Here is a 21,088-nt window from a genome sequence, read left to right on the forward strand (position 1 = left end):
AGCTAAAGGTACTCTACGAATGTCTCGTACTATTATGCTTATCCCTGCCAGCGCTGGTGTTGGTCTTACTAGTGTAAGCATGGGTGTTCTTCGCGCTATGGAGCGCAAAGGCGTTAAGGTTTCTTTTTACAAACCGATTTGTCAGCCACGTTCAGGTGGCGATCAGCCCGATCTGACTTCAACGATCGTTGGTCATAACAGCGATATGAAGATCGGTGAACCTTTGGCGATGTCTATCGCTGAAAGCCTTATTGGTAATGACAACATGGATGAGCTGCTGGAAACAGTAGTAGAGCGTTACAATCAGATCAATAAAGACGCAGACGTTACATTGATTGAAGGTCTTGTACCTACTCGTAAGCACCCGTTTGCGAACCAAGTGAACGCAGAAATCGCGGCAACACTTGGCGCAGAGATCGTGCTTGTTGCGACACCAGGTACAGATAACCCTGCACAGCTTAAAGAGCGTATCGAAGTCGCATGTTCGAACTTCGGCGGTACTAAGAACAAGAATATCTCAGGCGTTATCATCAACAAGCTTAACGCTCCAGTTGATGAAGCAGGCCGAACTCGCCCAGACCTGTCAGAAATCTTTGATGATGCAGACAGCGCGAAGCAAAACGAAATGAAAGTGATGGAGATCTTTAACACATCTCCAATCCGCGTTCTTGGTTGTGTGCCATGGAGCATCGACCTGATTGCAACTCGTGCAATCGATATGGCGAAGCACCTTAATGCTGACATCATCAACGAAGGTGATATCGACACTCGTCGTATCAAGAGCATCACGTTCTGTGCACGTTCACTACCAAACATGATTGAGCACTTTAAGCATGGCTCTTTGTTGGTAACCTCTGCGGACCGTCCAGACGTCATCGTTGCAGCAGCACTTGCAGCAATGAATGGTGTCGATATTGGTGCAGTACTTCTGACTGGCGGTTACGACATTCCTGAAGAAATCGTTGGTCTGTGTAAGCCAGCGTTCGATACTGGCCTTCCAATCTTCAAAGCACAGGGCAACACTTGGCAGACATCTCTGAACTTACAGAGCTTCAGCCTTGAAGTACCTGAAGATGATAAAGAGCGTATCGAGTTCATCAACGAACACGTTGCTGGCCACATCGATGGCAACTGGATTGAGTCTATGACGGAAGGCACTCAAAAATCACGCCGTCTAAGCCCACCAGCATTCCGTTACCAGCTTACTGAGTTCGCTCGTCGTGCAGGTAAACGTATCGTTCTGCCTGAAGGTGATGAACCTCGCACAGTAAAAGCGGCGGCTATCTGTGCCGAGCGCGGTATTGCAGAATGTGTACTTCTGGGTAACCCAGAAGAGATCAAACGTGTTGCCGCACAGCAAGGTGTTGAACTTGGCGCAGGTGTTCAGATCATTGATTCTGACGCTATCCGCGAAAACTACGTTGCTCGTTTAGTTGAACTACGTGGTGCGAAAGGCATGACTGAAGTTGTTGCTCGTGAGAAGCTACAAGACTCTGTATTCCTAGGCACTATGATGCTTGAGAACAACGAAGTTGACGGTCTGGTCTCTGGTGCTGTCCATACAACAGCAAACACGATTGTCCCGCCATTCCAGATCATCAAGACTGCACCGAACGCGTCTATTGTATCTTCAGTATTCTTCATGCTTCTGCCTGATCAAGTACTGGTTTACGGCGACTGTGCAATCAACCCAGATCCAACAGCGGAACAGCTTGCTGAAATCGCTATCCAATCAGCAGATTCTGCAGCCGCATTTGGTATCGACCCACGTGTTGCAATGATCTCATACTCTACCGGTGAATCTGGTAAGGGTGCAGACGTTGATAAGGTACGTGAAGCGACGAAACTGGCTCAAGAGAAGCGTCCTGATCTTGTCATCGATGGTCCTCTTCAGTACGACGCGGCTATCATGGAAAACGTGGCAGCTTCTAAAGCACCAAACTCTCCAGTGGCAGGTAAAGCGACCGTATTTGTATTCCCAGACCTAAACACGGGCAACACAACATACAAAGCGGTACAACGTTCAGCAGACCTAGTATCTATCGGTCCAATGCTGCAAGGTATGCGCAAGCCCGTAAACGACTTGTCTCGCGGTGCACTAGTCGACGATATTGTTTACACAATCGCACTGACCGCCATTCAGGCGGACCAAGAGCAAAACTAAGCGTTATTGGTTTATGTTAATGAAAAAGCAGCAGTATTTTACCGCTGCTTTTTTTTATTGCTACACTTACCCCAAACGTCATGCTTGGGTTTCAAATGTCAGTAAAGCTATTTTCATCACAAGCCTCACTCGAACAAAATGTTCTGAAGATCACCAGCTTTTTTCTGGCGTTCACCGGCACAGGCTTTACGATTGTTAACTTTTTTTTCTGGGACTTACCAAAGTTCGGTGTTATCGACTCTATCTATACTGCTATTTGCATCTATGTGTATTTGAGAATCGAGTTCGGCCATTACAGGCCTTGGCATTCTGCGCTAGTAATTTCAGGCCTCACTGCCCTACTTATCTACAGCATGGCAGTGGCAGATGGCTACTCTGTTTTGGTTTTTTGGGCATTTTGTTTTCCCGCGTTGTACCATATATTTTTTAACCGTTATATCGCTTCAGCCATCACATTCGGCTTCTATTTAGTTGCGATTTCTATCCTTGCCTCTTACCCACCTTTAATCAACTCGACACCCTATACCTTGGTCAACTTCACCATTCCTTATTTTCTAATTTGGGCAATCTCTTTTGTTCATGAAGATATGCAAACCAAGATCAAAGGCAAGCTTAGTGATGCTGCCCTCCTCGATCCATTGACCGGCGCAAAAAATCGCTTGGCGCTTGAAGCTGATACGTCAAACAATCCGGATTTAGCTCACAATCACTACCTTGTGCACTTTGATCTCGACCACTTTAAACGAGTCAACGACAACTATGGCCATGCAGCAGGTGACACTGTATTAAAAATGGTCGCTCAAATCGTCGGTCAGCAAGTCCACCAAGATGCGTTTTATCGAGTCGGCGGCGAAGAGTTTTGCACGATTTTTTCAGCGCCCGATAAAACAAGCGCGTTTAGCGTTGCCAACGCACTGAGAGAAAAGTTAAGTAAAACACCCATATCGATTGGAGATCAAACTCTACAAGTGACGCTGAGTGGAGGTTTATGCGAATTGGTGGTCGAGGAAGGAATCGTCCGAATTGACGAAACAATGAAGATAACAGATGCGGCCCTGTACCAAGCGAAATCACAGGGCCGTGATCAGGTTATTGCTATTTAAATGTGCCCACGGCCATGAGCAGATTCTAGGTCAAGCTCGGGTCCTTTGGGCACCACTTGCGTTGGGTTGATTCCTGTGTGGCTAAAGTAGTAATGACGTTTGATGTGATAAAAATCGGTCGTTTCTGCAATCCCTTCGACCTGATATAACTCTTTCATATATCCGTGCAAGTTTGGAAAGTCGACGATGCGTTTCTTATTGCATTTGAAGTGGCCGACATACACAGCATCAAATCGAATCAATGTTGTAAACAATCGCCAATCCGCTTCCGTGATAGTATCACCTGCAAGATAACGGTGGCTTGCTAGGTATGTATCGATCCGATCAAGCGCTTCAAACAAGTTATCGTAAGCTTCTTCGTAGGCTTCTTGAGCCGTCGCAAACCCACAACGATATACGCCATTGTTGACATTGGGATAGATGTAATCGTTCCACTCGTCCACCAACGCTCTCAATTCATTGGGGTAATAATCATCTTGGTTGCCCGTAAGTTCATTAAACTCTGAGTTAAACATGCGGATAATCTCAGAAGACTCGTTGCTCACTATCGTATTGTGCTTTTTATCCCACAACAACGGCACCGTAACGCGACCTGTATAATCTGGCTTAGCTTGAGTGTAGATTTGGTGCATCCGAGTGTGCCCAAATAAAGGCTCAGGCAAGCCCATTTGCCATCCCTCTCCCATCATATCCGGACATACCACAGTCACATCAACATGCGCGTCTAACTTTTTCAGTTTTCGGAATATGAGGGTGCGATGGGCCCAAGGGCAAGCGAGCGATACGTACAAATGATAGCGGCCTGATTCAGGCTGAAATTTCGCATCAGGCTTGTTTTCTACCCGTTGTCGAAACCCAGCATGTTCTCGGACAAACTTGCCGCCACTGGTTTTCGTGTCATACCAAACGTCTTGCCATTTACCTTCTACTAACTTGCCCATATCACACTCTCAACTGATTAATATCGATAGACTAAGTATAAAAAAAGCCAGCTTACTCTAAAGCAGAATAAGTTGGCTTTGTTGTTCGAAATATTTGAAGTAAAAAAAGCGCGACTCCCGAAGGACGCCGCGCTTAAGCCCGTCACAGGCTGAATCGGCTAGACACTGACATGCAGGCAAGATACAGCATGAACATCACTGCCCTGTATAGACGGTTTCGTATTAGCACACGCTTCTGTTGCCTGAGGGCAACGAGTACGGAATACACAACCAGACGGCGGACTGATTGGAGATGGTAGATCACCTTCCAGCATTTCGATCTGCTTATTGCGTTCAAGATGCGGATCAGGAATTGGCACCGCTGACATCAAAGCCCGTGTATATGGGTGTTTAGGATCAGCGAATAGCGATTCGGCTTCACCCAGTTCAACAGCATTACCCAAATACATTACCAATACGCGGTCAGAGATATGTTTAACTACTGATAAATCGTGTGCAATAAAGACCAGAGATAACCCTAGCTCTTTTTGCAACTCTTTGAGAAGGTTGACAACCTGAGCCTGAATAGACACATCCAAAGCAGAAACCGGCTCATCACAGATGATCATCTTAGGCTTGAGTATAAGTGCACGAGCAATACCAATTCGTTGACACTGACCACCTGAGAACTCATGAGGGTAGCGGTTGATTACGTTAGGCAGAAGACCAACTTTAGCCATCATCTCTTTAACGCGGTCTTTTACTTCTTCTTTTGACAACTCAGGATAGAAAGTCTCCAGAGGTTCAGCGATGATGTCCCCAACCGTCATACGTGGGTTAAGTGATGCTAACGGATCTTGAAAGATCATCTGAATTTCTTTACGCGTTTCACGTCGCTGCACATCTTGCATCTTAGTCAGGTCTTGACCCAGCCAAACCACTTCACCATCGGTCGCTTCAACTAGACCGATAATGGCACGCGCAAACGTCGATTTACCACAACCCGATTCACCTACCACACCTAATGTTTCACCTTCATAAAGGCGCACATTAACACCGTCAACGGCTTTCAGGTTCGATGGCTTAGACCAAGGCCAAGCGGACTTAGACGCAATGCTGAAATGAACTTTAAGATCCGAAACATCCAGAATTAATTTTTTATCTGCACTCATTTTTCCCAAGCCTCCCATTCTGAAAAACATGCACGCTGACGACCATCACCAAATGGTGTCAGGATTGGCGCTTCACGCTTACAACGAGCCATAACACGGTGACAACGCTCTTGATATGGACAGCCAGTTGGCAGGCGTAGTAAGTTTGGCGGGTTACCCGGAATCGTCGGCAAAATCTCACCTTCCGTATCTAAACGAGGGATAGCTTTGAGTAGGCCTTCAGCATAAGGGTGGCTTGGTTTGTAGAAGATTTCATCGACAGTACCGTATTCCATGGTACGGCCAGCATACATAACAAGAACTTTGTCACATGACCCAGCAACCACACCCAGATCGTGAGTGATCATGATGATGGCTGTATTGAATTCATGTTTCAGCTCGTTAAGCAAATCCATGATCTGCGCTTGAACGGTAACATCCAGTGCGGTTGTCGGTTCATCGGCAATCAGTAATTTAGGTCGACATAGTAGTGCCATCGCGATCATTACACGTTGGCGCATACCGCCTGAAAACTCATGCGGGTACATAGTGATACGCTTACGTGCTTCCGGAATCTTCACGGCTTCAAGCATGCGTACCGACTCTTCAAACGCTTCCGCTTTGCCCATACCTTTATGAAGCATCAGTACTTCCATAAGCTGATCGCTGACTTTCATGTATGGGTTCAAAGACGTCATTGGGTCCTGAAAGATCATCGCGATCTGCTCAGCACGCACTTTATTCAGTTCTTTTTCTGGAAGGTTAAGGATTTCCTTACCTTCAAACTTGGCACTACCTGAGATAATGCCGTTTTTCGCCAATAAACCCATGATAGAGAATACTGTTTGCGATTTTCCTGAACCAGACTCACCCACGATACCGAGAGTTTCGCCTTGGTTCAGAGAAAAGTTTAGATCGTTGACTGCGGTAACAATACCGTCTTGAGTGGTAAATTCGACACGCAGATCTTTGACATCTAATAAGCTCATCATTGCTTCCTTAATCTTTATAGATTTTATAATTTATTGCTTTTTACTTATCTGTCTTTTGGATCCAGCGCATCGCGCAGGCCGTCACCAACGTAGTTGAAGCAGAATAGAGTCACAACCATGAACGCTGCAGGGAATGCTAGCTGCCAGATTGCTACTTCCATTGTCTGTGCACCTTCTTGAAGAAGTGCGCCCCAACTTGTCATTGGTTCCTGAACACCAAGACCAAGGAATGATAGGAATGATTCAGTCAGAATCATGCTTGGGATTAGAAGCGTTGAGTAAACCGCTACGATACCCAGTACGTTTGGAACGATGTGACGAGTGATGATCTTCCACTTACTCACACCACAAACGTGTGCAGCTTCGATGAACTCTTTACTGCGTAAGCTAAGGGTTTGACCACGAACAATACGTGCCATATCTAGCCATGCAATCGCACCGATAGCGACGAAGATAAGAATGATATTACGACCAAAGAATGTAACTAGTACGATAACTAGGAACATAAACGGCACTGCGTAAAGGATCTCAAGGATACGCATCATGATTCGGTCTACTTTACCGCCGATGAAGCCAGAAGCTGCACCGTAAAGCGTACCAATCAATACCGCGACAAACGCACCCATCACGCCGACCATGAGTGAGATTCGGCCACCAATTAAGGTACGAACATAAAGGTCACGACCTAAGCTATCGGTACCAAACCAGTGCTCTGCGTTCGGACCAACGTGCATTGCGTACCAGTCAGTATCATCGTAAGTGAATGGCGCAATAGTCGGTAAAACGATTACCGCTAGCGTCATTAAGAATAGGATAAACAAGCTCACCATCGCCGCTTTGTTACGCATAAAGCGGATACGAGCGTCTTGCCATAGACTGCGACCTTCGATCTCTAAATTTTCAGAGAACTTTTCAATCGCTTCTAGGTTTTCTTTTTTCGTTAACATAACCAAACGTCCTGTTAGTAGCGAATTTTCGGGTCAATCATTGCAAGTAAGATATCTACAATCGCGTTGAATAAGATGAATAGGAAACCAATTAAGATGGTTACACCCATTACTAGCGAGTAGTCACGGTTAAATGCAGCGTTAACGAAAAGCTTACCGATACCTGGCAGACCGAAGATAGTTTCAATAACTACCGAACCTGTGATGATACCTACGAATGCTGGGCCCATGTAAGACACAACAGGGAGAAGTGCTGGTTTAAGAGCATGCTTTACAATGATGTAGCGGTAACTTAGACCTTTCGCACGAGCGGTACGGATAAAGTTACTGTTCAGTGTTTCAATCATCGAACCACGCGTGATACGAGCGAATGTCGCTACGTAGAGCAGTGACATGCCAATGACTGGTAGCACTAGAAATTTCAAGCTGCCGTCTTGCCACCCTCCCGCAGGAAATAGGTTCCAATGAAGTGAGAACAAATAGATAAGTGCTGGTGCTAACACAAATGAAGGCATCACGACACCCAACATGGCGGTTGACATGATGGTGTAGTCTACCCAAGTATTCTGCTTAAGTGCTGCGATAGTCCCGACGGTGACTCCCATAATAACGGTAAAAATAAAGGCAATAAAACCTACCTTTGCCGATACCGGTAGCGCGACCGAGATGAGCTCGTTTACAGAGTAATCTAGGTACTTAAACGACGGACCAAAGTCACCTTGGACAACGTTAGTCAAGTACGTGGTGTATTGCTCAAATACAGGCTTATCTAGACCGTATTTAGCTTCAATGTTTGCCATAACTTCTGGCGGTAATGGACGTTCACTCGAGAATGGGTTACCCGGTGCGAAACGCATAAGAAAGAAAGATATAGTGATCAAAACCAACATAGTTGGGATCGCCTCAAATATCCTTTTCGCGATGAATTTAAGCATAAACTCACTCTTTCAGTCTGTGACAGTTAAAAATGAAGAAACAACCGAATTTCTACGAATTCAGATTGCAGAAAGGCACTGCATGTCATTTCTCACATGCAGGCCTATATTTTTATAGTTCGATCAGTTCAAGAGTTACTTGACGATGTAGAGATCTTTAGAGTAGATCTTCTCTTCTGGGTTGTTTGCTGGGAAGCCACCAACCTTAGGAGAAAGTAGACGTGATTTCACGTACTGGTAGATAGGGGCGATAGGCATATCTTTCGCTAGTAGCTTTTCCGCTTCTAGATAAAGTGCTTGACGCTCTTCTTCTGAAGTCGATGCAATCGCTTTAGCCATGATTTCATCATACTCTTTGCTGCCGTAGTGAACACCACCCGTAGTGTTGTTACTCTTCATAAGTGTTAGGAATGAAGACGCTTCATTGTAGTCACCACACCATCCTGCACGAGCAACTTCAAAGTCTCCTGAGTCCTTGGAAGATAGGTAAGTTTTCCACTCTTGGTTTTCTAGAGTAACTTCTAGACCCAGTGTTTTCTTCCACATTGAACCTAGTGCAACCGCGATTTTCTTGTGGTTTTCAGAAGTGTTGTAAAGCAGATTGAATTTCAGTGGGTTGTCTTTACCATAGCCCGCTTCAGCGAGAAGACGTGCCGCTTCTGCATCACGTTCTGCTTGAGTCATTTGACCATAAGCTGGCATTTCTGGGTTGAATCCAGCGGTGATCTCAGGCGTTAGGAAGTAAGCAGGTTTTTGGCCTTGCGCTAAGATCGCGTCAGTTACAATGTTACGGTCAATAGCATAAGAGATGGCTTTACGAACGCGAACATCGTCAAATGGTGGTTTCTTAGTATTGAAGCTGTAGTAATAAGTACATAGGTTGCCCGTCACCGATACTTCTTCTGGGTGCTCCTTCTTAAGACGCTTGAAGTGTTCAACAGGTAATTCGTAAGAAACATCAATTTCGCCAGCAAGGAAGCGGTTCATTTCAGCTACCTGGTTTTCGATAGGTAGGAAAGTTACTTTATTTAGCTTGGTGTTTGCGTTATCCCAGTATTGTTCATTGCGCTTAAGTACCAAGCGCTCGTTAACAACCCAGTTGTCAACAACAAACGCACCGTTACCAACAAAGTGTTCTGGTTTCGTCCACTGATCACCATACTTCTCTACTGTTGCTTTATGAACAGGTTTCACTGTTGTGTGACCCATCATCATTACAAAGTAAGGAACAGCGGTATCTAGTTCAACAACCAGCGTGTGGTCATCGACTGCTTTAACACCTAATTCGCTCTTATCTTTTTTGCCTGCAACGATGTCTTTTGCGTTCAACATCTTGGTGTATTCCATGTACCAAGCGTATGGAGAAGCTGTGTTTGGATCAACTGCGCGCTGGAAGCTGTAAACAAAATCGCCAGCCGTAACAGGATCGCCATTCGACCATTTTGCGTCTTTACGTAGGTGGAAAGTGAAAGTTTTGTTGTCTGTTGTTTCCCAAGATTCTGCAACACCAGGAACTGTATTACCATCAGCATCTTGGTTCACTAAGCCCTCTAGAAGATCACGAATGACGTGAGACTCTGGTACACCTTGAGATTTGTGTGGGTCGATTGTCGCCACTTCGGTACCGTTACCACGGACAATTTCTTGTACGTCAGCAAGTTCAGCTTTCTGAGAGTCTGATTTCGCTTCAGGAGTAGGTACTGGCTGTGCAGCTTGCTTTTCTTCTGGCTTGTCGCCACAACCAGTTAAAGCTAAAGAGAGGCCCGCGCCAACAAATAGAGCGCGCGTAATTTTGTTCTTATACATGTGTAAAACTCCAAGTTTTTCATTTGCATCCATGACTTCTTTGCACGGTACTAGAACGGACAGTGATTTAGATCTGTTTAGCTCAAAATTTAAGCATAAAAATCTAAAATCGCACAAAGATTGCGGCACACATTATCAATCATTGGATTAATTTGCCATAAAAATGTAGCGAAAAATCGTTTAATTCTCCGATCAGTGCGACATTTTGGTAAAAAACACTACTAAAGAAATGATTACCAGTGTATTTGAATAAGAAATTCTTTAGGTTCAGATTGAAGTGCCTATTTATCTGATAAGCTGCAACTTTTTAGCATCTTATTCTGAATATTTTGCAGAAATTTTAACAAAAGTTATGTAAGCAACCTAACATTTAGCTACATTGCCCTTACAAAAATAGCATTCTGTGAGGTTAATCACTCTGTTGCACAAGCAATGTGCTCTATGCCCCATTTTGGACTCAGCCCCTCAACCAACCTCCCCAAATAATTAACACACCGACAACATAAGCCAACCAAATGAAAAATATGGTTTTTTAGTTTTTTCTTAGCTTTTTTTAAGCTTAATCATTTGTGAGCGAGCCGTATGCACATTGATATACCGCTACCCCCCACAACTGTATAGGCACCTCTATGATGAGAAAGCTCCATATACTAGCAGCATTACTCTCTGCCGTATTTGTACTCACTGGTTGCGATGGTGAAGAAAGCACCACAGAAAACATTGCGGTAGAAATTCCTTTTGCATTAAATCGCATTCCAATGCCAAATGATGGCTATGGATACGATGACGATGGTTCCCTCTCTCTACCCGATGAACCTGCATCTCCTCTGAGCTATTCGAGCAACGAAGAATACGAGGCCTACTACCAGAGTTTTGAGACCAGTCTTGCTGCGGTTGATGGTTGGGGGCTATGTGTTGAACCTATCGTGATTCCACTTGATAGCGTCAATTCGGGTCAAGTACCTGCCATAGATTCCTCTTCGCTGGAGGGTAACATACTACTACTGGATAGTTCGGGAAATGAAATCAACGACACAAAACTGACAAGTGATGGCCGTCAGTTGACTATCCAGTGTCGTGCCGCACTGCAACCTAGTACTCCCTATTACCTCGCGGTAACCAATGGAGTAAAAACCACTCAAGGCAAACCATTGCAACCTTCGAGTGGATTCACTCAACTGCTTACTGCGGATCCAAGTGAGCTAGATGAGCATGAGAAGTGGCTGCAAAGCACAACCCAAGAGGCTGTCGATATTTACCACGCAATGGACAATCACCACGACCTCGTTTATGCCGCTAAATTTACCACTCAAAATAGCTACTCGGTTATAGACAACGTCATTACTCAAACACTAATAGATAAACCCTCTATTGATTGGAGCGCAGTCGAATATGAAAAGAAAGGACTTCCTACCGCGGATCCAGAGGATCGATATATTGTAATCCGAGCTCACTTGATTGCTAACTATTATTTGCCATTAACGCAGGATACTGCCGTTGATAAAAACTGCATACTCGACCGCTATGACCCTATATCTAACTGCCCATCAATGTACAAATGGATGACAGGAGTCAATGGCGAACACCTAACAGAACAATACTTTTCCAAGACTAGCTGGACAGAGAAGATTGCCATACACAACGACAACTCTACCATCATACCTGTTGACTTTTATTTACCTTTCATCACAGGTAAAACGACGACCAAAGATGATGCGATCGATTACATTGAAAATACATCGAATCCAACCGTACTTTTTATTCACGGTATAACGGGCAGTAAAGACGATGCATCCTTAGTAAGTAAAAAATATGTCAAGGACGGCCAAGAATACATTTTTGCCGCAATAGATATGCCTTATCACGGAAAGAGGGTGGTATGTGATGCCTCTGACTATATAGATCCAGAAGATGCATACTGCCCAACGGGGGGAAAACCTATTAGCGCCCGTGCAGACAAATCCTATTTTATCAATATAACTTCCCCTTTAACTTTACGTTCTAACCTGCACCAATCGGTTAGCGATTTTATTGGCCTTAGATGGGCAATGAACTTCGGCAACCCAAACGTTAATCGCGAGGCACATCTCGTAGGCGTTTCTCTGGGTGGAATTATGTCGGTGATGACCACAGAGGCGACATATGATCAAGATAGCCGTCAAATCAGAGGTTTAGAATTAGAAACCTCAAACTATGCAGTGCCGGGCCAAGGCCTAGTTAACCTGACTCTGTCATCTTTAACACTTGGATCGGAAATGGAAGCGTCCGTGAAAAAATCAGCGGATGTTCAACGCGCCATCGCGGAAACCTTGATACCTAATTTATGTACGGCTGATACAAGCAATGAAGAATGTATTACTCAACTCAATAATCACAGTGGCCCGTTAAGCGACAGCATTGAAATGTTGGAAGACGAGATCTTTGACGCTTTAATTCCAGTTTTAAAACATGGCGTCCAGCAAACAATTGATGGTTCCGAACCCGCTGGAAAGGTCGCTCGCCAACGCGAAGCTAAACAGCCAACTTTACTTATTGAAGCCGTTGGTGATTGTGGTACCCAGTGTGAAGTCGGAGAGTACATGCCAGATACCGTCGTTCCGAACAATGCCGATAACAATGTCATGACGGGTACTGACCCTTTGATTATCGCTCTTGGACTCAACTCGATCTTGGATACCACAAGCGATTCAAATGGAATACGGGGGGTCATTAAGGCAACGGTCGGAGGTCACGGCACGTTCCTATTCCCATATGAAGGCCCAATGGATGAAACTGGGCTGCCATCTTTCTCAGAGATAGAAGCAGTAGAGGACTCTCGTCAAACACAACAAGATGCCGTTTTAGAAATGATTCAAACAAAGGGCAAAGTTATAACACTCGATGATAATGATTTTATCAATATTGTAGATAACAACGACGAGGCTGAAGAATGAAAAAAATCATATTTGGCTTCACAGCTCTATCTGCAACATTACAAGCACATGCCGCAGGCTTTCAACTTAATGCTCAATCGGCAACCGGTTTAGGGCGCGCATTCGCGGGTGATGCAATCATTGCGGATAATGCATCGATTGTAGCGAAAAACGCGGCGGCGATGAGTTTAATCGATAAGCCGATGTTCTCTATTGGTGCAGTGAATATTGCCAGCCAAGTAGACTTCAGCAATATCCGCTACACTACGCCTAGTTCTTCCACACAGGCAATTGGCGATACAGGGCTGGACAACAACACCTTTATTCCTAATGCTCATCTGGTGTACCCACTAGAGGGTACAGACTGGACACTAGGCGCGACGATTCATTCAAACTTCGGTACCGACGTTGAATTTGAAGATAGCTTTGAGGCCCCTATTTTTGGCGGTAAGACTTACCTTAGCAGCATTAATGGAGGCTTTTCTGCAGCCTACCAGTTGAATGAATCTTGGTCCCTTGGTGGCGGTATCGATCTTATATACGGAGAGGGCGAGATATCTCGGACACCGAACAGTGCTACCCCTCTTCGGATTGATGCAAATGGTGTAGGACTTGGCTTTAATCTAGGTGTTGCCTATCTTGTTGATGAAGACAACCGATTTGGATTGTCGTATCGATACAGTCCTGAGCTAACAGCCGATGGAGATGTGTATGCCTGGGAGCAAGGGAAAACGAATAGTATCGATATTCCTCTCCCTGACACCATTGAGTTCTCCGGCTACCACAAACTCAACACAAAATGGGCCGCACACTACAGCCTACAGTACGTTGCGTGGTCTGAGTTTGCTAAACTGACCTCGGAACATTACAGCGCATCAATTAAAGATTATGCATGGAAGAATGCCGGTCATGTTTCTGTTGGTATTACACACCAACTAAACAAAGATATTGAGTTGCGGGCAGGTTATATGTATGACCTTTCACCTGTCGATCAGATCAGTTCACTGTCAATACCTGACACTGATCGACACTGGTTTACATTCGGAGGGTCATACGCAGCGACAGATCAGCTAAAGCTAGATTTGTCTATCGGTTATTTAACCGGAATGCAGACCGCAATTAATGAATCGCAAACTGTTGTTGATGAGTACAATATCGAAGCGACGGTCAATACCCGTGCTTGGTTGGTTGGTGCTCAGTTAAACTACACTTTTTAAGCTGCTAGTTTTACATCAACACCTAAAGCCAGCTCAAAAGAGTTGGCTTTTTCTTTTCTGCGGTTAGGCAGACTATATAGATAGTGATAAACTTAACCATGAGCTATCGGTATCTTTTGACTCGGTGAATAATGCCCACGAACCTTGTGTTAATTGTCACAATTCTTATTTTCACTTTCCCCTTACCCGCTTTGGCCGCGTGTCATATCCAAACGGATAACGATTATCTTTACTTACACACGAATACTGAACATAAAGCGTTGTTGACCTTTTATTACGACTCACTTTGCAAACCAGGAGAAGTCGAACTTTCACATATTGAATTGCCACCGAACGCATCAGTATCTGAACAAGCCCTTTATTATTTCGGCCTCAAAAATCTCCGTAAATACGAGGGATTAAGAACACCCAAGATTCCTGAACTGCTTAAACTCGGTGAAAACAGCCAAATTGAGTGGATTAGTGCAGAAGCGACGCTAAACAAAGCCATTCACTTGATTGAGTCAGATCTACTTTTAGAAGGTGAATTTCTGCTCCACGAAGTGATTCCAATTGCTAGGGATATTGGCTATAAGAGGTTGCTGGGTCGCACTTATCGTTGGCTGGGAAACGTTAAGGCTCAGCGCTCAAATCTTAAATCCAGCCTCAATTATTATAAAACCGCCTATGAGATAATGACAGAAATCGGAGATGACTTTCAAACGACCGTGACACTCAACAATATCGCGACTGTCTACATGCAGTCAGACGAGTGGAAGCGTGCCAACACATACATCACTCGCGCACTAGAGCTGTATCAGAAACAAGGTTATAACAACAGCTTGTTTGAAGCCATTATGTACTCCAATGTCAGTGCCATTGATTTTGCTATGGGCAAAAAAGAGCGCTCTGAACAATACATGCTAATGGCACTCAAAGAAGCAGAGAATACAGGGTCAGATAAGATTAAGTTTTCTACGTTATCAAATATGTCACAGCGATACAGTGACGTTGGAAATTCACAAGAAGCACTCACACTCGCCAAGCAATGTATTGAAGAAAGTCAGGCTCTCGATACCCAGTCAAACCTCACCTTAGCGACTTGCTACGAAGCCTACTCAGAGGCAAGTTTCGTTGCTCAAGACTACCAAAGCAGTATCGATTACGCCAAAAGGGTTCTTGACGCATTGCACACCTCAGAAAGCAGCGAAGTTGTTTGGGAAATTCAAACTCTCAACACATTAGTCAAAGCCTATGAGGCACAGGAGAATTATCAACAAGCTTTGGCTTACATGAAATTGCTATCACAGGTACGTCAAAACTTCTACCGTCAGACGTACGATGCTGAAATATTGAGTGAAAAAAACGCACTTGAAAGGCAATTAAACAAAAGTGAAATACAGTTACTAGAAGCACAAAATGAATTGCAGCAAACCAATCTGCGTTCTCAACGTACTCGTGAAGTTTTGTTTATTATCTTTTTCTTCGCATTAGCTTACCTAGTTAGTCGACGTCTGTCGAAGATGAAGCGGATTACCAAAGAGCTAAAAAATCAAAACACGACGGACTCACTAACTGGTTTAGCCAATCGACGTTATATTGAATACTGGTTATCTCAATCTGAAAGAGTAAAAAAGAGTGACTATTACGCTCTGAGTGTTATCGACATTGACCACTTCAAGCAATTCAATGACACTCACGGCCATGATGTGGGTGATACGGTACTCAAGGCCACAGCACAACAATTAAAGAAAAATACCCGTGGCCACGATATTGTCGCTCGCTGGGGCGGAGAGGAGTTTGTCCTAATCATTCCTATCGATAGCGCACATAGCGTTGAAGAAACCTTAGAGAGAGTCAGGAAAAGTGTTGAAGATCATAGCGTTAATGTAGGAGAGAAAAACCTTGCGGTGACTATTTCGATCGGAACTCAGCTTTGCCATTACCAAGACATTCAAGAAGACTGGGATGGTATGTTCAGAAGCGCCGACAAAGCACTCTACCAAGCGAAGCTAAGTGGGCGCAATCGATGTATCACATTTGATTGCCAACACTGATGCAAACAAACACTTATTGGCAATTAACCGACCCCAGCAGCTGTTGAACATACTCTGAATTGCGTTCGATCCAAGCCTTCGCAGCCCCTTGAACATCAAGATTCTCAACATCCACTAATGTGGCTGCCATCGCGATATCTCTATTGTTAAGTTGAAAGCGTTGCACCAGTTCGTAAGCGCACTGAGAACGACTTTTAAGCTGATTAGAGATGGCGATTTTCAGCCAGCCACCGGATGGGTTACCACAATCCCACAAGTATTTAGGGTTTGTCCCCCAAGAAGGATCTTCTTCACATTCATATGTATAGGCAGGGAACTCAATAAAGCTTCCTGCGTAGACAGACTCTACCCAGTTGGGTGTCCAATTGAAAATAAGCAGAGGCTTTTTTTGTGTCACATACTGATGAATTTTCTCATTTATCGCTTGCCCGCTGGGTAGCACAATCACTTTGAAATTGAGGTCAAGAGCTCGGATCCTCGCGTTATCGGGTTTCTCCCAAGGCCCTGTATAAAAGGTCCCTACCTGCTCGCCATTTTCTGCGAACAGGGAAAAGCATGACTCTAGAGCCTTCCAGTCCGGGAGCCCTGGGCACAAGGTTTCAACATAATCTGGATACCACCATTCCTCTCGTGTCTTTGCTTGATGGGTGGTACCTTCTTCAATCAAAGATTTGTCTCGCAATTCTCGGTATTGAGGCCCCATTGACCCTTCCCAAACTTCCACCTGAATATCCGCTTTGCCTGTACTCAAATACATCCATTGTGGCGTTGAAGAAATGGCAATGACTTCAGTATCGACGTGCTTTGATTGTAAGATCTCTGCCAATACGTGCGTAAGCACTCGCTGGCTAGACCAATCCAGCTCAAGAAGCCGAACGGTTTCAGCAATCACACTGGAGGAAAAACAGCAGGTTAAGCCAATAATTACTTTTGCAGTATTTATCTTCATAACAACAGACGAACAAACCTTCATAAATAAAGATTAGTTCATCTGTCAGCCGCAGTGTGCAAATCATTCATTCTCTGAATTTCTATCCAAATAAACGGCAATAATCATCAATATGCTTGCGGGAGGTATACGGGTTAAGAAACACCGCCTTCTCGCCAGGTAACGCTATGCAGTGTCCTTGGTAATCGTAATCGGTATGAGCGATTGACTCGACCCAGTTTGTATTCAACCCTTGCCCTTGTCGTTTAAGAAAGTGATTTCTGTGGTAAAGCGTGTTCTTAACTAAATCATCTACGGCAGAGTCGCTTTGCTTAATCGCGAGCTCTGTTTCATAAAGGTGTAGGACTGAGGTCGTATCTTTGGGGTAAAGTCGCAACGCGACTGAAGGTCCATGATTACCAGAACAAACAACCTTACACCCCGGCATCTGCCTCAATTTCATACGCAGATAGTTGGCATTTTGTAGCCCATGGGCAAGCACGACCTGATAGCCTTCTTTCCCCAAAAACTGTAATGCCGAATAGGCAGAAAACACGCCTACCGCACCACGTGAACACTCTATCGTAGACTGAAGATGCGTCTTTTGTTGAAGTTGAGTTTCAAAGTAAGAAAAGTAGCTTGGCTCCTGTCTTAAATCTTCAAAATCATTTTTGTTTCGCACCATCAATAGACTAGAGGTGTAGGGCGCATAGCCCCACTTTTGAAAATCAACGGTAAATGAATCAGCTTCTTTTAGGCCTGCCATCATCTTCTTTAAATAGCGTAGACTAGTGAGAGTCGCTTCATTTATTGCCAAGGGATTTCCTTGAAGATCGTAATCGAGAAAAAATAGCAAACTCCAGCCAACTGCTGCATCCACGTGGATGTGGGGTTTGCGAATAATTTCGTACTTACGACACAGGCGTTCAGACAACTGGCGCACCTGCTGAACATCATCAATCGCAAACGTGTCAGTCGTACCGCAGGTGAGCATAATTGTAGGAACAGCAATGCCCTGCTTAAAGCACGTTTCTAACTGTCGCTCTAAGTCGTTGAGACAGATCTGGTTGTTACGATTAATACGAACCCGAATTACCTGCCTTTCGAGATCAATCCCCAGAAGAGACAAGTTAGTCATGTTCGAGTAATGACCTGATTCGGAGTTGACCATACAAAATCGCCGACCCGCCACCCCTTCAGATTTCGATTTTGGGAATGCTTTACGCATGCCAAACAGGTAACCATATAGGTTGCAAAAAGTACCGCCTTGGGTAAACAAACCGCCAGCAGTCTGGGGATCATAGCCTGCTAGTTGAGCAATCTGACGCACAACCATTCTCTCCAACTCTATAGCCATACCGGCGTATTCGCTATAGACCAAATTGGGGTTTTTGATTGTTGCCAACATCGCTCCGTGAATCGCTGGGTCACAGGGGGTAGAGATAACATTTTCCACTGACCTTGGATCTTGCCAATCTTTACTATGATGGGCGACAAACAAAGCAAGCGGGTCAAATGCTTCCGTCGGAGCATTCATTAGCTCGGGAATATCTTGTCGTTGACACAAAGCTTTTACCAACTGACGGTAGTCTTCATTAGAAAATGGTGACTTTCTACTCGCCAGCATACTCACTTCCGGACAAGAAAACAGAGGCCATAACTGTTTGTCGCGACTAAAGAAACGGCGTATCACCTCATTATATTTCTCCACATAATAAGGCGATAACGCGTTCGCTTTTAAGCCATCTTTCTTGAGTGTTGCTGCATGATTCATACATCACCTCCTGGTGGCTTAAAAGTGTCATCGTAATTTAAAGTTGGCGACTAACCTTTCTAGTTCATGATTGGATTCACTGAGCGACTCCGTTGCTGAGACAGTTTGTTGACCGCTGGTCACTAGCGATTCAACAATCTCTCTGATGGAGAGCATATTGCGACTTAGCTCTTCAGCAACCGTGCTTTGCTCTTCGGTTGCCGCTGAGATCTGTGTACTGACATCGTCAATCTCTTTGACGGATACCGTCATCATACCGAGGCTTTCAGACACCTCTGACGTTTTCTTCGCGGTGGTCTCACACTGCTCCTTCGTTGCCTCCATGGCGCGAACGACGCTTTCGGTACCATCAAGTAGTTGGCTCAACATATCGGAAATTTCAGTCGTACTGTTCTGTGTCCTAGCTGCGAGCGCTCTCACCTCATCGGCAACGACAGCAAAGCCACGACCTTGTTCGCCTGCTCGAGCCGCTTCGATAGCCGCATTCAATGCCAGCAAATTGGTCTGTTCTGAGATTTCACCGATCACTGTCAATACGTCGCTGATACGATTGGCATCCTGCTTCATACTGACAATTCGGTTTGACATATCATCAACTTCCGTGACTAAAGCACTGACCGTCGACACTGCATTGTTGACGATATTCAAGGAAGACTGTGCCTCGCCGCTCGCGCCTTCAGTAATACGATTGGACTGATGAACGTTTTCAGCCACACTGCGTGCACTTTCACTCATCTCAGTGATCGCAGTCACAACCTGCTCTGTTTCACTAGAATGATTGAGAAGCTTCGACTCGTTCTCTCTCGCCGTTTGACCAAGCTGAACTAGGCTAGACGAGATACTTTCACTAGCATTTGAAATTTGCAACATCATCTGCTGAAGGTTTTCTACAAACTGATTGAAACCCAGACTGATCTGTCCAAGATCATCATTACTGGCTATCTCAAGACGCTGGGTCAAGTCCCCATTACCCTGAGACAAATCCAATACCGCTGACTTTAGGCCGAGCAGTGGTTTATAGGCGTAGTGAAGAATGACAAAAATTGCGCCAAAACTGACAAGAAACAGTAGGAAACCGGTAATGATCGATTCTTGCTCAGCTTTGTCAACGTGTGCCAATGCGGTCGCTTGGTCAACGAACACCATCAGAGTCCAGTACATATTATCTGTCAGATTCACTCGCTGGAAATAGCCATCAAACTGAATGCCAAGGTACGGGAAGTTTAGATGGCCATTTTGCCGAGAGCTAAACATCCGCTCCATGGCAATAAAGTTCGGGCTAACCTGAGATGGTGTCCGACCAATATCATTGGGATCATCACTAGCAAAAAACACCGCATTTTGGTCGGTCAGCGTTGCTGCACCACCAGCAAAACGCATGTTACTCACTGTACTGATGATTTCACCTAACTGGATATCACCGAGCAAAACGCCTACAACTTGACCGCCTTGTTTCACTGGCATAGTGGCACTGACGACTTTTTCTCCGGTGACTTTATCTTGATAAATATCGCTCAACGCCACAGAAGAAGCTGTTTTGGCGGCTTTGTACCAATCACGGGTCCTGAAGTCGAATCGATTACTACTCTCGACAGACATATAGTTCCGTCCGTCCTCATAGGTCATGATGACATTGGAAATCCCAGTGCTTTTGGCAAGTAAATTGACCAATTTCTGGTTTTCAGAGTCAGAGAGGTCAGGAGTAAATTGCTCTGCTCCAGTGGCTATTGCATTGATACGGAACTGCATCAACTGTTCGAGTTCGGTCACATGAAAACTCAGTTTGTTTTCAGTCTCATTGACCAAAGACGTGACCATTTTTTCTTTCATGGATAGAATATTGAGCGTGCCAAGGACAATCAGAGAAATCGTCACTAGCAACCCAACACCAAGATAGATACGCGTTTTAAAACCTATATTCATTACGCCTCCTCACTGCTTGAACGAGCGATATAAAGAACGTAAGGATGAATTCCGGTTTGCATTTTAATTCGTATATGGCTTGCCGAATAATCGGCAAATCGTGAGCTTGTGCCCACCTTCAAACCGTCTTTACACCCAGCCAACTTAATTACCTTAGCTTGATATCACAAATATATACAACCATTATTATATAAATTTATTATATTGTTAGCGGAGAAAAAGAGGATTAAAGCGGGAGAATTCGCACTATTTACCTCATATATTCAAAACCTTAACAATA

14 protein-coding genes are annotated in these 21,088 nt (G+C 44.7%); 5 read left to right on the top strand and 9 right to left on the bottom strand.

The genetic code is table 11. The features are described 5' to 3' along the window. Positions 1–19: 19 nt before the first annotated feature. Both pta and OH455_RS07965 read left to right on the top strand, forming a co-directional pair. Positions 20–2,164: a phosphate acetyltransferase gene (gene pta, locus OH455_RS07960; protein WP_269980990.1), complete on the top strand. Its 2,145-nt coding sequence runs from the start codon at positions 20–22 to the stop codon at positions 2,162–2,164. A gap of 95 nt (positions 2,165–2,259) precedes the next feature. Continuing rightward, the gene (locus OH455_RS07965) at positions 2,260–3,267 is read left to right on the top strand and encodes a GGDEF domain-containing protein (protein WP_269980991.1); all 1,008 of its coding nucleotides are present in this window, start codon (positions 2,260–2,262) and stop codon (positions 3,265–3,267) included. Here OH455_RS07965 and OH455_RS07970 read toward each other — a convergent pair. The 6 genes from OH455_RS07970 to OH455_RS07995 all read right to left on the bottom strand — a co-directional run bounded on the left by OH455_RS07970 (position 3,264) and on the right by OH455_RS07995 (position 10,018). Further along, complete coding sequence (locus OH455_RS07970) at positions 3,264–4,208, bottom strand: glutathione S-transferase family protein (RefSeq protein ID WP_269980992.1); 945 nt, start codon at positions 4,206–4,208, stop codon at positions 3,264–3,266. The two genes, OH455_RS07965 and OH455_RS07970, sit on opposite strands and share 4 nt — an antisense overlap. A gap of 158 nt (positions 4,209–4,366) precedes the next feature. After that, positions 4,367–5,359 (bottom strand): murein tripeptide/oligopeptide ABC transporter ATP binding protein OppF, encoded by a 993-nt coding sequence (oppF, locus tag OH455_RS07975; protein WP_006959108.1) that lies wholly within the window; start codon positions 5,357–5,359, stop codon positions 4,367–4,369. After that, positions 5,356–6,327, bottom strand: coding sequence for an ABC transporter ATP-binding protein (locus OH455_RS07980; protein ID WP_240457469.1), 972 nt, complete (start codon positions 6,325–6,327; stop codon positions 5,356–5,358). The genes oppF and OH455_RS07980 overlap by 4 nt, the downstream gene beginning before the upstream one ends. Positions 6,328–6,374: 47 nt before the next feature. Continuing rightward, a complete protein-coding gene (gene oppC / locus OH455_RS07985) occupies positions 6,375–7,277 on the bottom strand; it encodes an oligopeptide ABC transporter permease OppC (RefSeq protein ID WP_004747469.1) in 903 nt (300 codons plus the stop codon). Between the two features lie 14 nt (positions 7,278–7,291). Beyond that, positions 7,292–8,212, bottom strand: a complete 921-nt coding sequence (gene oppB / locus OH455_RS07990; protein WP_269980993.1) for an oligopeptide ABC transporter permease OppB — start codon at positions 8,210–8,212, stop codon at positions 7,292–7,294. A 135-nt stretch (positions 8,213–8,347) separates the two neighbouring features. Then, positions 8,348–10,018: an ABC transporter substrate-binding protein gene (locus OH455_RS07995; RefSeq protein ID WP_269980994.1), complete on the bottom strand. Its 1,671-nt coding sequence runs from the start codon at positions 10,016–10,018 to the stop codon at positions 8,348–8,350. Positions 10,019–10,647: 629 nt separating this feature from the next. Here OH455_RS07995 and OH455_RS08000 point away from each other — a divergent pair. The 3 genes from OH455_RS08000 to OH455_RS08010 all read left to right on the top strand — a co-directional run bounded on the left by OH455_RS08000 (position 10,648) and on the right by OH455_RS08010 (position 16,183). Beyond that, complete coding sequence (locus OH455_RS08000) at positions 10,648–12,951, top strand: Ig-like domain-containing protein (protein WP_269980995.1); 2,304 nt, start codon at positions 10,648–10,650, stop codon at positions 12,949–12,951. Further along, positions 12,948–14,147: an outer membrane protein transport protein gene (locus tag OH455_RS08005; RefSeq protein ID WP_269980996.1), complete on the top strand. Its 1,200-nt coding sequence runs from the start codon at positions 12,948–12,950 to the stop codon at positions 14,145–14,147. The genes OH455_RS08000 and OH455_RS08005 overlap by 4 nt, the downstream gene beginning before the upstream one ends. A gap of 131 nt (positions 14,148–14,278) precedes the next feature. Further along, the gene (locus tag OH455_RS08010) at positions 14,279–16,183 is read left to right on the top strand and encodes a tetratricopeptide repeat-containing diguanylate cyclase (protein WP_269980997.1); all 1,905 of its coding nucleotides are present in this window, start codon (positions 14,279–14,281) and stop codon (positions 16,181–16,183) included. Between the two features lie 13 nt (positions 16,184–16,196). On the opposite strand, the gene OH455_RS08015 is transcribed toward OH455_RS08010, so the two are convergent. The 3 genes from OH455_RS08015 to OH455_RS08025 form a co-directional block, all read right to left on the bottom strand. Next, positions 16,197–17,132 carry an ABC transporter substrate-binding protein gene (locus OH455_RS08015; RefSeq protein WP_269980998.1) on the bottom strand — a complete coding sequence of 312 codons (936 nt, stop codon included), beginning with the start codon at positions 17,130–17,132 and terminating at the stop codon, positions 16,197–16,199. An 82-nt stretch (positions 17,133–17,214) separates the two neighbouring features. Continuing rightward, on the bottom strand, positions 17,215–18,885 hold the full coding sequence (locus tag OH455_RS08020) for a pyridoxal phosphate-dependent decarboxylase family protein (protein ID WP_269980999.1): 1,671 nt from the start codon (positions 18,883–18,885) through the stop codon (positions 17,215–17,217). Positions 18,886–18,912: 27 nt separating this feature from the next. Next, positions 18,913–20,808 carry a methyl-accepting chemotaxis protein gene (locus OH455_RS08025; protein ID WP_269981000.1) on the bottom strand — a complete coding sequence of 632 codons (1,896 nt, stop codon included), beginning with the start codon at positions 20,806–20,808 and terminating at the stop codon, positions 18,913–18,915. Positions 20,809–21,088: the final 280 nt, after the last annotated feature.

Origin of the sequence: Vibrio sp. T11.5 (genome assembly GCF_027587155.1) — a bacterium.
Classification (GTDB): Bacteria; Pseudomonadota; Gammaproteobacteria; order Enterobacterales; family Vibrionaceae; genus Vibrio; species Vibrio neptunius.